Source organism: Candidatus Saganbacteria bacterium (assembly GCA_026387835.1).
Taxonomy (GTDB): domain Bacteria; phylum Margulisbacteria; class WOR-1; order JAKLHX01; family JAKLHX01; genus JAPLKZ01.
This window is the reverse complement of sequence record JAPLKZ010000010.1, coordinates 118,959-132,076: the sequence shown is the minus strand read 5'-3', so window position 1 is coordinate 132,076 and position 13,118 is coordinate 118,959. Positions and strand designations below refer to the sequence as shown.

Sequence of the window (13,118 nt, the reverse complement as noted above, 5' to 3'; positions counted from 1 at the left end):
CTCGTTTCCATAAATGAATTTATTCAAAAGATAATAGGATAATTAATACGCTTGGTATGATCAGGGTTTACTTCCGGCCTTAATCAGGGCCTCAAGTTCTTCTATGAAGGCGTTAATTGTGTTAAAACCCACTTTGTTGCCTTTTTCATAATCATCGACCTTGATCTGATGCTGTTCCTGGATAACCGCGACAGCCTGCCTGAGTTTGGACCGGGTGACAGTTTCTGTTTTTCCCGGGGCGGCGGAAGATAAGGCGCCGAGGACGTGCGCCGCTCTTGTCATAAGCATGACCTCGTTATATTTCATGGCGCTGATCGCCTTCATTCCGGGCGGAAAAATAATATATGAAGGAGACCCTTGATTTAGCCGGCTGTCTTCAACAGTGACCAGTTTGCCGGCGGCATTGTATTCCTGCCTGATAAGCCCGTTCAAGTTTTTGATCTCGGCAAGTATCGCTTTAGGATCGAGCTTTGGGTTGTTTGAGACAGCTGATTTTGCGGCCTTGTTTACCCTGCCTTTCCAGTCGGTTTCGACGGTCTGGGTTTTTTTCGGCGCGGCTGATACCGAAAAAGGCTGTTTTTGGCCTAAAGGTGTGACCATGATTATATTCTCCTTGTATATATTTTATCATAACTGAATGAAGTTTGACAAACGCAAGTAATAAAACTTATAATAATATAATTATGAACAATCCCGACAAGGCTCGGTGCAAGCATCTCGTTTCAATTAATGATTTATCTTTTCAAGATATTATTGATATATATAAATTGACCGGCGAGTTAAAAGAATATCCGAACAAGAAACTGCTCGAAGAGCGCACGATAGCAATGATCTTTGAGAAACCTTCGAACAGGACACGTGTATCGTTCGAGGTAGGCATGTACCAGCTCGGAGGCCACGCTGTCTCGCTTTCAGCCGGAATGGTACAGGTGGGCAAGAGAGAGTCCTATGCAGACGTGGCCCGCACGCTTTCAAGGTATGTTGACCTGATAGCTTTGAGGACGTTCGAACATAAGAATGTCGAAGAATTATCGCGATATGCTTCCGTTCCCGTAATAAACGCGCTTTCCGATGCCGAGCACCCGTGCCAGGCGCTGGCGGATATCTTTACTGTCATGGAAAAGAAAGGCGATGTCAAAGGACTGAAGATGGTCTTTATCGGTGACGGGAACAATGTTGCTAGATCACTTGCTTTACTTTGTAAAAAGGTCGATATGGATTTTATTTTATGCTGTCCAAAAGGTTATGAGATGCAGGGTGTGGATATCGAAAAAGACCCTGTCAAAGCGGTCAAAGATGCGGATGTCATTTATACCGATGTGTGGGCGTCTATGGGACAGGAAAAAGAAACAACAAAACGAACGAAAGATTTTGCCAAATATCAGGTCAATAAAGCTCTTTTAAAAAATGCCAAAAAGGATGTGCTTGTGATGCACTGCCTGCCCGCGCACAGGGGAATGGAGATAACTGATGATGTGATGGACGGAAGTAACTCCATAGTGTTCGACCAGGCCGAGAACAGGCTGCACGTGCAGAAAGCTGTATTAGTAAAACTGATTGGAGAAAATAAATGAAGAAAAAAGTGAACAAGATAGTTCTGGCTTACAGCGGAGGCCTTGATACCTCGATAATGATCAAGTGGCTTAAAGATAATTACGGATGCGAGGTCATCGCTTTTGCGGCGGACGTGGGGCAGGCGGAAGAGCTGAAAGGTCTCAAGGAAAAAGCTCTGAAGACAGGCGCGTCGAAGATCTATATCGAGGACCTGAAGGAAGAGTTCGCGAAAGATTTTCTTTTTCCGATGCTGAAGTCCGGAGCGGTATATGAAGCCGATTATCTTATGGGCACTTCCATCGCGCGGCCGCTTATCGCGAAAAAACAAGTGGAGATAGCTATAAAAGAAAAAGCCGATGCAGTGGCCCACGGCGCCACGGGAAAAGGCAACGACCAGGTCAGGTTCGAGCTGACATTCAAAGCGCTTGCTCCGGAACTGAAAATAATCGCTCCGTGGAGAGAGTGGGATTTAAAGTCAAGGCAGGATGAGATCGATTATGCCAAGGAAAACAATATTCCTGTTACCACGACAAAAGCAAAACCGTATTCAATGGACAGGAACCTCTGGCACATCAGTTACGAGGGCGGCATCCTTGAAGACCCGTGGAAAGAACCGAAGGATGACATGTTCATCCTAACGGTATCACCTGAAAAAGCGCCAAGTAAAGCAACTTATATAGAAATAGGTTTTGAAAAAGGAGTACCGGTCAGCCTTAACGGAAAGAAAATAACTGCTGTCGCTCTGATACAAAGCTTGAACAACATCGGCGGCAAGAACGGAATAGGCAGGATCGACATAGTAGAGAACAGGCTTGTCGGGATAAAATCAAGGGGCGTTTACGAAACTCCGGGAGGAACTATTCTTTATGCGGCTCATAAGGCGCTTGAATCGATAACGATCGACCGTGAGACCGCGCATTACAAAGAACTGATATCCAAAAAATACGCGGAGATCGTTTATAACGGGCAGTGGTTCTCGCCGCTGCGAAAAGCTCTTGATGCTTTTATCGACAGCACGCAGAAAAATGTTACGGGTTCCGTACGAATAAAATTATTTAAAGGCAACTGTACTGTGGCCGGGAGAAAAGCAAAAAAGTCGCTTTACAGCCGCTCACTTGCTACTTTTGAAAAAGACGAAGTTTATAATCAGAAGGATGCGGAAGGATTCATCAACCTTTTCGGTCTTCAGATGAAAGGCATGGGGAGATAAAAAATGAAAAGCGCGGCAAGGTCCGGACGGTTCTCGACCGAGATAAACATGACGCTTGAAGATTTCAACTCTTCGGTGCATTTTGACAGACGCCTCTATAAACAGGATATCGCTCTGAATATCGCTTATGCCAAAGCTCTGTTAGGCGCAAAAGTCCTGAAGCAAAAAGAGACATCCCAGATAATCTCCTCCCTGAAAAAGATAGAAAAGGAAATAGAGAGCGGCAAAACTTTGTTCAAAAAAGAATATGAGGACATCCACCTGAACATCGAGACCATTCTAACCCAGAAGATCGGCGAAGCGGGCAAAAAGATCCACACGGGCCGAAGCCGCAACGACCAGGTATCGACCGACATGAGGATGTATCTAAAAGAAGAAACGGCCTTTATTATGGAACTGATAAAAAATTTCCAGAAGACGCTTTTGAAGATAGCCGAGGAAAGCCTCGGGGCGATAATGCCGGGCTACACGCACCTGCAAAGGGCCCAGCCGATCCTTTTTTCGCATTACATCATGGCCTATTACGAAATGCTGTTCAGGGACCGGGAAAGACTGGCGGAGTGCCTTAAAAGGATGGATGTCATGCCGCTTGGTTCCGCCGCGCTGGCAGGTACAAGTTACAGGATAGACAGAAAAAAACTGGCCAAAGACCTCAAGTTCAAATCCATTTCCAGGAACAGCATAGACGCAGTCTCTGACAGGGACTTTGTCATCGAATTCCTCGCGTGCATCTCGATCCTGATGGTGCACCTCTCAAGGCTGTCGGAAGAAATAGTGCTCTGGACATCGAGCGAGTTCAAGTTCATGGACCTTTCCGATTCTTACGCGACGGGTTCAAGCATCATGCCGCAGAAAAAGAATCCGGACGTCGCGGAGCTGACAAGAGGGAAGACAGGACGCGTCTTCGGGGATCTCATGGCCATACTTACGGTCATGAAGGGCCTTCCGCTCGCCTACAACCGCGATATGCAGGAAGACAAGGAAAGGCTTTTTGACGGGATCGATACGGTAAAAGCGGTCCTGATAATAATGGAAGAGATGCTAAAGACCACAAAGATAAACGCGGCAAAGATGCATGAAGCCACGGAAAAAGGATGCCTCACGGCAACAGACCTTGCGGATTACCTGGTAGGGAAAGGCCTGCCTTTCAGGAAAGCTCATGAAGTGACAGGCGAGATAGTGCGCTACTGCGTGGACAACCGGCTTGACCTTTACCAGATGTCAAAAAAGGACCTTAAAAAGTTCTGCGACAGGATAGGCGAGGACATCCATGACCACCTGACCATCGAGAACAGCGTGAACAGCAGGGACATCATCGGAGGAACTGCGAGACGGCAGGTGCAGTTCGCGATAAGAGCGGCAAAAGTGGAGATGAGGAAGAAATAGACAGAATGATAGAACAGAGCTTCGTCATCGTTAAACCGGACGGGATGGAAAGAAGTTTAGCGGGCGAGATAATAAAAAGAATAAGTTCAGCAGGGCTTTTGGTGACCGAACAAAAAGATATCTACGTCACAAAAGAACAGGCAGAACGCCTGTATTGGGAGCACAGAGACAAGCCTTTTTACAACGGTCTTGTCGACTATATCATGTCCGGCAAGGTAACGGTCATGAAAGTGGCGGGAGAGTCGGCGGTATCTGTCATGCGGGGTCTCATGGGAAATACAGACCCGGAAAAAGCGGAAAAAGGCACTATCAGGGCGGATTTTAAACCGGACAAGCAGGACGGGAAGATCATCAAGAACACAATTCACGGGTCGGATTCAGCAGCCAGCGCAAAAAGAGAGACAGGGATATTTTTTGGGTAAAGTCAAAAATACAAGTCAAAAATCAAAAGTAAGAATGGCCGCCAAATTGCTTTGTTTTGCGGGGATAATTGCTTTAACTTGTGCCAGTTCTTCTGCCTCAGACTTTAAATTCCCAAAACCGGTCGGCTACGTCAACGATTATGCGGATGTCATAGACGCGTCAAGCGAAGCAATGATGAGGCAGGTACTCATCAGGCTCGAAAAAAAGACGAGTGCCGAAGTGGTAGTGGTCACGGTAAAGTCAACTCAGCCGATGGATATAGATACTTACGCGGTAGAGCTTTTCAATAAATGGGGGATTGGCAAAAAAGCCCTCGACAACGGCGTGCTTATCCTTATGTCTAAGGATGACAGGCGCATCAAGATCGAGACAGGAAAAGGCATTGAGGATGTGCTTCCCGACGGCTATTGCGGAAGACTTATCGATGAAGAGATCATCCCTTCTTTTAAACAGGAGCATTACGGCGAAGGTCTCTATAAATGTACGATAGCGGTAGCAAGGAAAATTTATAAAGATTACAAACCCTTGCCTCTAAAAGAGAAAAAGAAGAAAAGCATGATGATATTTCTCGGCATACTTGTAGTGCTGCTCGTTGTCTCAGTCATAGTTGCCAGCACTAAAAAGATGGGAGACAATACCAGAAATGCCGTGATCGGGGCATTGATCGGAGGCGTCATCGGGCTCGTAATCGCCGGTGTCGGGGGTTTTATCTTTGGTGTTATAATGGGGCTGGCCTCGGGAGCAGGAGGTTTCAGGGGCGGATATTTTGGTTCCGGAGGGTTCGGTACCTGGGGCGGCGGATTTGGCGGAGGAAGTTTCGGAGGAGGCGGGGGGTCTTTCGGAGGGTTTGGAGGCGGAGGATCAGGAGGCGGAGGGGCAGGAAGATCATGGTAGGGAGATAATCGAAAGGAGGATAAGTTAGATGTCAAAAGGAATAATGTGGCTGATAGGGATAGCAGGAATACTTCTGGTAGCCGTATTATGGGTGATAACTTCTTATAACGGGCTGGTCTCGAAGGACGTGGCAGTGACAACTGCCTGGGCGCAGGTCGAAACGCAATACCAGAGAAGATTAGACCTCATACCTAACCTTGTTGAAACAGTAAAAGGATATAAAATACACGAAGCGGATGTCTTCAAAAGCATAGCGCAGTCGCGCGCGAAACTGGCCGGAGCGCGGACCGTGTCGGAAAAAGTAGAAGCGACTAACGGTCTTGAAGGCGCTTTATCAAGACTTTTGATGATCGTCGAGAATTATCCGACGCTGAAAGCGGACGCGAATTTCAGGCAGTTGATGGACAGTCTTGAAGGAACGGAGAACAGGATATCTTATGCAAGGGGCCAATACAATGAAGCTGTGCAGGTCTACAATATATCGACACGCAGGTTCCCGACAAATATTATCGCAGGCATGTTCGGTTTTGAAAAAGTAAAACCGATGTTCGAAGCCCAAAAAGGGGCAGATCAGGCACCCAAAGTGAAGTTCTAAATAGCCCATGAAAATTAATATAGAAAATTCGGATCTTTTAAAACAAAAGTGCGATGTCCTGGTCGTGAATGTTTTTGAGGGCGTCGAAAAACCGTCGGGCGCTGCCGCCGCGGCGGATAAAGCGCTCGGAGGCCGGATATCAGAATTGATCTCTTCAAAAGAGATCACGGGAAAAACGGGAACGGTGACCGTGATCCACACGCCGGCTGGTTTTTCCGCGCGGCACGTCCTTATCGTCGGCCTGGGAAAGAAGGCCGGGTTCGGCCTCGACAGGATAAGGGAAGCGGCAGCTTCCGCGGTAAGAACGGCAAAAAAGATAAAAGCAAAAAAGATCGTCACTGTGGTCCACGGCTCCGGAGAGCCCGGCATTGTTTCTTTTGACGCGTGCAAAGCCCTGGTGGAAGCGTCCCTTTTGTCGGAATACGATTTTGAGGGCTACAAGACCGATAAAAAAGAGGACATCTTCAAGATCGAGGAAAAGGTCATAGTCGACAACGATAAAAAGAAAGTAAAAGAGTTCCGGAAAGCGGCGGCTATCTCAGAGATAATATGCGAAGCTGTGAACGATACAAGGGACCTGGTGAACATCCCGTCAAACATGCTGACCCCGTCCGTGTTCGCGAAAAAGGCCCAGAAAATCGCCGCTGAAAACGGGCTTGAGTGTAATATACTCGGCAAGCAGGAGATCCTCAAGATGGGGATGGGCGCCCTGTGGTCGGTGGCAAAAGGAAGCCGCGAAGAGCCGAAAGTCGTTGTCCTGAAGTATTTTGGAGCGGGCAAAAATAAGCCGCTGTCTCTGGCACTTATCGGGAAAGGAATAACTTTTGATTCCGGCGGGATCTCTTTAAAACCGGCAAAAAAGATGCATGAGATGAAAGGCGATATGGCAGGCGCTGCGGCGGTGCTCTGCTCCATGGAAGCCGCGTCAAAACTCAAGATAAAAAAGAACATCCTTGCCGTAATGCCGCTTACCGAGAACATGCCTGGAGGCATAGCTTCAAAACCGGGGGATGTCGTCAAGTCACTGTCCGGAAAAACGATCGAGATAATAAACACTGATGCCGAAGGCAGGATGATCCTTGCTGATGCCGTCACCTATGCAAAAAAGCTTGGTGTCACGAAGATCCTGGATGTAGCTACCCTTACCGGCGGCTGCATAGTGGCGCTGGGAGACGCGGCGTCGGGCATACTCGGCAATGACCGGACTTTCATCAGGGACGTGATCACGGCGGGAGGGGCATCGGGCGAGAAGCTGTGGCAACTGCCTCTGTATGAAGAATACGAAGAATACCTGAAAAGTGATATTGCCGATATCAAAAATGCCTCAGACCTTGGCAAAGCAAGCACAAGCTCTGGGGCCACATTTATCAAGAAGTTTGTCGAGGACACCCCCTGGGTCCATATAGATATAGCTGGAACAGCGGATCTTGACAGGAAGTTCCGCCATTTTGCCAAAGGACCGTCAGGGGCAGGCGTGCTCACAATATTAAATTATTTGCTTAAATAAGCCATAAAATAGATATCTCTGCCTGCAAGTTTTCTTTCAGTTTAATCGATTAACTAGTATAAGCCTATGAAAACGATATATATTATCTTTATAATAGCAATGTGCCTATTCCTTTTAGGAGGCGGCGTATCGTTTGGCCAATCAGGGTCAGTCACATATGAACACCTTACGGTAAGGGGATTTCCCGTGGATGTGGTCAAGGTCGACCTTAAGGATCCCCATATCACCGTGACTCCGGTCATGTCCAAGCAGTTCCCTGCGGCGCCGGAATCATTCGAAAAAATGGTCGCCCGTGAAGACCCGGTAGCGGCAATAAACGGCAATTTCTTCTGCAAGAGGACATATAAACCTGTAGGGGATGTGGTGATAAACGGTGAGCTTGTCCATTTCGGGGGGCTCGGTACAGCCATGGGCATCACAGAGGACAATAACATCGAATTCATCACCGTGGAAAAGTACCGCCACATGAACTGGGGTCGCTACAAAACGGTCATCTCCTGCGGTCCTAAGCTTCTTGAAGAAGGCAGGGTCATCGTTGACGCGCGGGCGGAGGGCTTTAAAGATCCCAACCTTTTTACGAGGAGAAACAGAAGCGCGGTAGGCGTCACATGGGATAAGAACCTTCTTTTTGTTACTATTAATTCAGGGGTTTTATTCGAGGAACTGGCTGTTGTAATGAAGGACCTCGGCTGCAAGGACGCGATGAATCTTGACGGCGGCTCCTCAAGCGGGCTCTATTACCGAGGCCAGACCCTGACAAGCCCGTCAGGCCCGCTGCCCGACATACTTGTTGTCCAGGAAAGAGAGTTCGCGCCCAACGTCCTGATATCGATGAAAGAAAAAATGCTCCAGGGCGAGAAGAGGGTCGAGATACTTTCTTCAGTCACGATGGTCATGAACAAGGATAAGTTCCTGGTAAAAGGAGCAAAAGACGGCAAAGTGTTCCTCATCATGAGGTTTGAAAGCCCTAACATATTCGAGGCGCCGCAAATAGGCGCAAAGATAACGGCAACAGAAAATAAGATCACCGTGAAATTCCCGATCGAGAAACTCATAGACGCCATTAAACAAGACAAGACCCAGTAAACAGTCATCGCGTCACCGGCACATCATGACTTTAAAATCCAAAACACCCCGTTTTTTAGATATAATCAATATTGATGAGATTTAATGAAATTTTCCAATAAACCTTTCGATGGATTAATGTGCCAAAAATATAATCAAAGGAGAACATAAATGGGCATAAGAATAAATATGAATGAAGTTATTACAAATCCTGCGGCACTGTTGAGATTAAGACTACGAACTCAGAACGCAAGGCATGCCATGGCGAATGTAGGAGTGTGGGCGCTACGAGAGGAGAAATGGTCAAAACCGGCAATTGATGATGCGTCGGCACATCAGACGAGGGGCTTCTATTCATTTGTTGTGGAACTTGGCCGCCAACGGCTGGATGGTCTTCTGTTAAAGATGAAAACAGGGGAGACCTCTCCAGGTGGAGAAGTTTTAAAAACTCTCCGTGAGGAATTTGAAAGAACTTCGCAGCTTGACAGGCTTTTCGGACCGATAAGCAAGGCGTCTGTTCATGATATCTGCGGGATGGGGCTTACAGTATATCCGGGAATTGAAACGCTTAGTCTGGTAAAGGCAATATTGCCTGACCATGCAAAAAGGGCAGATGAGGTGATAGCCCTGCTTGAACAGAATATGTCTGCCCCATCAGGAAGACCTAGTCCTGTTCAGCTGTTTGAGGATAATCCGTCCTGGGCGACCGAGACCCCGGATATAAGGAATATACGCGGGAACATGGAAGCCGCGGTGCAGGAAGCTTATGACAGCGCAAAACATATCAATACTCTCGTGGATCAGAAATACGGCAGCGGTACGATGAATAAAATAAAGAATATCGTTGTTCTCGGTATTGGCGCAAACGACATGTATCTGAAAGATCTTCCAATGCTCGTAAACAAAGATCCGAAGAGCAAGAGGAGCCTTTATTCGGTGTTTGAACCAAGCCAGCTCATTAAACTTCCTTTACATGTGATGGCCGGTAATACACTTTTCATCGCGATATCAAGGGGGGGCGGTACGGAAGAGACCCTGAAATCAATGGAGTTTGCAAAAAAAGGAGGGCATCTTAAGTATTTGGTGGCATATGCGAACAAGGGGAAAGTAAAACAGTTCGCTAACGATAACGGGGCAGTAGTCCTTGACCTGAATCCGAACATCGGAGGAAGGTATATGTGGGCAAAAGGCAAGATCGTCCTTGTACCGATGATGCTCAGCGCAAGCGACGAGGCATGTGCGGACTATACAAAGGCGATGATAGAGTTTGATGACAAATTCTGGCCTGTCGGGAAAGACACCACGATAAGGGACCTTGCAGCGCACCTGTACCTGTACACAAGCGCATACAATATCCCAGGTTTCTTTGCGTGCAGCAATCATCCGGTACTTGAAGCCGGTTTACGGCAGGTGTTCCAGCTGCACGACGAAGCCGTGGGAAAGATCGGCAACGGGATGTTTGCTTTTGGAGCAGGCATGGAGATGCTGCCGTTCGCGCATGCAGGGGCGGACGGGCTTCTGGGCGGAGCTGTATCAGCGCTTTCATACGGTGCTTTTGTATTTGATACAAGCTTTAACCCCAAAGATACGGCTTTATCAATAAAGGACCTGCTGGCAAGTGAGCAGGGGCATGCAGGGCTTACGTCAGACCTGCTCAAGATGGCATGTGTCTTTCCGAACCAGGCAAAATTCTCGTTCGCCGGAGCGCCGAATTTCATGACAACAATGGACGGCGTAAACTTCCGTAACCTGGCACTGATGACCGCTTTCTATCAGAACCTGATGTATCCTTACCTTATTATGAACGGGACAAATCCGGATTCAAATCCAAATGTGGCGATGGTGAGAAGTACAACAACAGGGCTCACAACAGCATTATTGCAGCGAGGGGATAAGTCGCCGATCGAAGTCATACAGACAGAAACCCCGAATATAATGAAATAATGGGATAATTTAACTTTGTTAAAAGGCCGGCTTGTCCGGCCTTTTTTATTGAAGAATTCTTCACACTTAATATATATCATGTTATAATCTCTAATCATGATACTTTTTTCTGTCATCTTCCTTATCTTCATCATTTTCGCCGTCCTTATGTACCTGAACAAAGTCCCGGCCTTGATAGCACTCCCGGTGATGGCGGTCCTGATAGCTTTTGTCTCGGGCCTGTCGCCGGCCGATGTCTCGACAAAAGTGATCGCTGACGGCGCGACGCGTCTGAGCACACCGATAATCGTCATTATTTTCGGTTCCATGCTCTCACAGTTCGTGAGCAGGTCCGGCATCGCGGAAACACTTATAAAGAAAGTCGCCGAACTATCGGGCGACAATCCTTTTCTTGTGTCAATAGTCCTCACCGCGGTGGTGGCGGTGCTTTTTTCGGTCCTCGGAGGGCTTGGCTCGGTGATAATGGTCGCGACGATAGTGCTTCCTATAATGCTTTCGATCGGGCTGCCCAGGATAGTCACAGGTTGTGTCTTTCTGATCGGGATGAGCCTTGGCGGGATATTCAACCTGATCAACTGGCAGCTTTATATAAGCGTCCTGGGGCTTTCGCAGGACCAGATATTCAGGTTCGCGATACCTCTGGGCCTGTGTTTTTCTGTTGTCACGGTGCTGTTCCTTTTCATAGAAATAAAAAGGCACGGGACTTCGATAGGATGGACAGAAAAAACTGAGGAAGAAAGACCAAAGTTCGTTTCCTGGTACGCGGCCCTGACGCCCGTGATACCTCTGGTCCTTGTACTTGGCTTTTCGGTCTACAATATTTTAGCAAAACCCGCAAATCCTTATGAATTCCCAATAATAACAGCGATGGTGATCGGGCTTTTATACGGATTCCTGACGACACTCAGGAAAGACAGCGTAAATCTCCTGAGCAGATCTATATATGAAGGGATCAACTCTGTCGGCCCTGCCGTCGCTTTGATAATAGGGATCGGCATGCTTCTCAATGCAGTGATGAACCCGAATGTCACGTCATCTCTTTCCCCCGTGCTGGTAAAGATACTTCCCTCAAGCCCGCTGTATTATGTCCTGTTCTTTGCAGTGCTTTCACCGCTCACACTGTACAGGGGACCGTTGAATATCTGGGGAATGGGCGCGGGACTTATCGGGCTCATGGTCACCTCAAATGTCATGCCTCCCGTAGCTATAATGGCGGCCCTGATGAGCGTCGGCCAGATACAGGGCGTATGCGACCCGACTAACACGCAGAACGTCTGGATAGCGAATTATTTGAACATCAACGTCCAGGATATCCTGAAAAGGACGATATTATACATATGGATATTGGCGGTAGCCGGACTTGCAATAGCGGCCTTCAGATATTTCTAACATGAAGAAAAAAATATTATTGCTGTCGTTTTTAATGATCTTGATCCTGTATCATATCTCGTTCGCCGCTGAGAAGACAGTGAAGTCCGCGGAGATCTACAGGATATCCGTAGAGAACAGGCAGAACGGCATTGTTGCAGTGAGCAGGGACGGAGGCAACAGCTGGGAAGCAGTCGGAAAAGTCCTGTATCCGTGCCAGAAGGTCAACAGGGACGGTTACACTGCAAGCAAATGGGCTAGTGTCGGAGCTGTCGCGGCAACGGCGGTCAATGCTATACATATAAGGACGGGGACCAACACCGAAGAGGGCAAAGGCGTGGTATTTTCGATAATACCGGCCGATATGCTGAACCCTCCGGAATATTATAATTCTTTCCTGAGCCCGGATTCTTCGATATATACAAATATTCCGGCAGGCACCTCCATATTCGGCGGGGATTTTGCGCCGATAGTAGGCAATCCCGTCAGCTACATAGATGAGTTTAAAGAAATAAAGGAGATCACGGAAGGTTATGTGCCTAATATAGGCCAAACGATAATTATTTCTGTCATAAGGCCTGTTTCTTACCCGAGAGCGATCATATTTGAGAATAAATTCGGAGGGAAGATACGTATAGACTACGGCGGAGACGAGGAAAGCGTGATAGGAGAAGTCTTAAAGCCGGTACAGGGCATCGGGCGTTTTCAGGGGACCCAATTTGCCGATGTGGGCCGCATTAGGGCAAACCATACGGGCGTGATAGATGTTTCAACATCTCCTATGGGAAGGGTCGGAGGTTTCCAGATAATCCCATCAAGGCACGGGATGAGCCCGGAGATGTTGAACGCAAGGATCATGACGCAGTGGATGGTTATAGGGCCGACATCGATATTTGGAAAGACCCTTGAAGGCCAGCCACCGTTATTTTCACTCTATCTTCAGCCCAGATATAAGCCGATGGACCTGGATTCAAAGACATGGAGCGAGGACCTTTTAAAAAGATTTCTCGTAGAAGTCAAGATCAATGATATCGGCTGGCAGCCGATGCCGCGGCTCTGGATCGATCCTGATCTGCGCAAGCAGCTTCCCGACTGGGCGAACACCGCGCTGAAGAACGTGACGCATGTCAGGATATTATTCCCTGTAGAAAATTAGGATAGAGTGTAGGGAT

General features: G+C 47.8%; 12 protein-coding genes. 11 read left to right on the top strand and 1 reads right to left on the bottom strand.

Annotated features, from left to right (window positions below):
* Window positions 1–60: 60 nt before the first annotated feature.
* A complete protein-coding gene (locus tag NTZ10_04765) occupies window positions 61–600 on the bottom strand; it encodes a hypothetical protein (protein MCX5749534.1) in 540 nt (179 codons plus the stop codon).
* Between the two features lie 83 nt (window positions 601–683).
* Between NTZ10_04765 and argF the strand changes: the two genes are divergently transcribed.
* From argF to NTZ10_04710, 11 genes are all read left to right on the top strand, one after another.
* Window positions 684–1,574 carry an ornithine carbamoyltransferase gene (gene argF / locus NTZ10_04760; GenBank protein ID MCX5749533.1) on the top strand — a complete coding sequence of 297 codons (891 nt, stop codon included), beginning with the start codon at window positions 684–686 and terminating at the stop codon, window positions 1,572–1,574.
* Entirely contained in the window at window positions 1,571–2,764 is a 1,194-nt protein-coding gene (locus tag NTZ10_04755) for an argininosuccinate synthase (GenBank protein ID MCX5749532.1), read from the top strand. Before argF ends, NTZ10_04755 begins: the two co-directional genes overlap by 4 nt.
* 3 nt (window positions 2,765–2,767) lie before the next feature.
* The gene (argH, locus tag NTZ10_04750) at window positions 2,768–4,150 is read left to right on the top strand and encodes an argininosuccinate lyase (GenBank protein MCX5749531.1); all 1,383 of its coding nucleotides are present in this window, start codon (window positions 2,768–2,770) and stop codon (window positions 4,148–4,150) included.
* A gap of 5 nt (window positions 4,151–4,155) precedes the next feature.
* Window positions 4,156–4,572 carry a nucleoside-diphosphate kinase gene (gene ndk / locus NTZ10_04745; protein ID MCX5749530.1) on the top strand — a complete coding sequence of 139 codons (417 nt, stop codon included), beginning with the start codon at window positions 4,156–4,158 and terminating at the stop codon, window positions 4,570–4,572.
* Complete coding sequence (locus NTZ10_04740) at window positions 4,565–5,467, top strand: TPM domain-containing protein (protein MCX5749529.1); 903 nt, start codon at window positions 4,565–4,567, stop codon at window positions 5,465–5,467. The genes ndk and NTZ10_04740 overlap by 8 nt, the downstream gene beginning before the upstream one ends.
* Window positions 5,468–5,495: 28 nt before the next feature.
* On the top strand, window positions 5,496–6,062 hold the full coding sequence (locus NTZ10_04735; GenBank protein ID MCX5749528.1) for a LemA family protein: 567 nt from the start codon (window positions 5,496–5,498) through the stop codon (window positions 6,060–6,062).
* A 7-nt stretch (window positions 6,063–6,069) separates the two neighbouring features.
* A complete protein-coding gene (locus tag NTZ10_04730) occupies window positions 6,070–7,569 on the top strand; it encodes a leucyl aminopeptidase (GenBank protein ID MCX5749527.1) in 1,500 nt (499 codons plus the stop codon).
* A 66-nt stretch (window positions 7,570–7,635) separates the two neighbouring features.
* The gene (locus tag NTZ10_04725) at window positions 7,636–8,655 is read left to right on the top strand and encodes a phosphodiester glycosidase family protein (protein ID MCX5749526.1); all 1,020 of its coding nucleotides are present in this window, start codon (window positions 7,636–7,638) and stop codon (window positions 8,653–8,655) included.
* A 150-nt stretch (window positions 8,656–8,805) separates the two neighbouring features.
* Window positions 8,806–10,578: a hypothetical protein gene (locus NTZ10_04720; protein ID MCX5749525.1), complete on the top strand. Its 1,773-nt coding sequence runs from the start codon at window positions 8,806–8,808 to the stop codon at window positions 10,576–10,578.
* Window positions 10,579–10,674: 96 nt separating this feature from the next.
* The gene (locus NTZ10_04715) at window positions 10,675–11,967 is read left to right on the top strand and encodes a transporter (protein MCX5749524.1); all 1,293 of its coding nucleotides are present in this window, start codon (window positions 10,675–10,677) and stop codon (window positions 11,965–11,967) included.
* Window position 11,968: 1 nt separating this feature from the next.
* Complete coding sequence (locus NTZ10_04710; protein ID MCX5749523.1) at window positions 11,969–13,102, top strand: hypothetical protein; 1,134 nt, start codon at window positions 11,969–11,971, stop codon at window positions 13,100–13,102.
* The last annotated feature ends 16 nt before the right edge of the window (window positions 13,103–13,118 follow it).

Coding starts and splice junctions, on each gene's coding strand:
- NTZ10_04765 (MCX5749534.1), bottom strand. CDS start 600: ATGGTCACACCTTTAGGCCAAAAACAGCCTTTTTCGGTATCAGCCGCG.
- argF (MCX5749533.1), top strand. CDS start 684: ATGAACAATCCCGACAAGGCTCGGTGCAAGCATCTCGTTTCAATTAAT.
- NTZ10_04755 (MCX5749532.1), top strand. CDS start 1,571: ATGAAGAAAAAAGTGAACAAGATAGTTCTGGCTTACAGCGGAGGCCTT.
- argH (MCX5749531.1), top strand. CDS start 2,768: ATGAAAAGCGCGGCAAGGTCCGGACGGTTCTCGACCGAGATAAACATG.
- ndk (MCX5749530.1), top strand. CDS start 4,156: ATGATAGAACAGAGCTTCGTCATCGTTAAACCGGACGGGATGGAAAGA.
- NTZ10_04735 (MCX5749528.1), top strand. CDS start 5,496: ATGTCAAAAGGAATAATGTGGCTGATAGGGATAGCAGGAATACTTCTG.
- NTZ10_04730 (MCX5749527.1), top strand. CDS start 6,070: ATGAAAATTAATATAGAAAATTCGGATCTTTTAAAACAAAAGTGCGAT.
- NTZ10_04725 (MCX5749526.1), top strand. CDS start 7,636: ATGAAAACGATATATATTATCTTTATAATAGCAATGTGCCTATTCCTT.
- NTZ10_04720 (MCX5749525.1), top strand. CDS start 8,806: ATGGGCATAAGAATAAATATGAATGAAGTTATTACAAATCCTGCGGCA.
- NTZ10_04715 (MCX5749524.1), top strand. CDS start 10,675: ATGATACTTTTTTCTGTCATCTTCCTTATCTTCATCATTTTCGCCGTC.
- NTZ10_04710 (MCX5749523.1), top strand. CDS start 11,969: ATGAAGAAAAAAATATTATTGCTGTCGTTTTTAATGATCTTGATCCTG.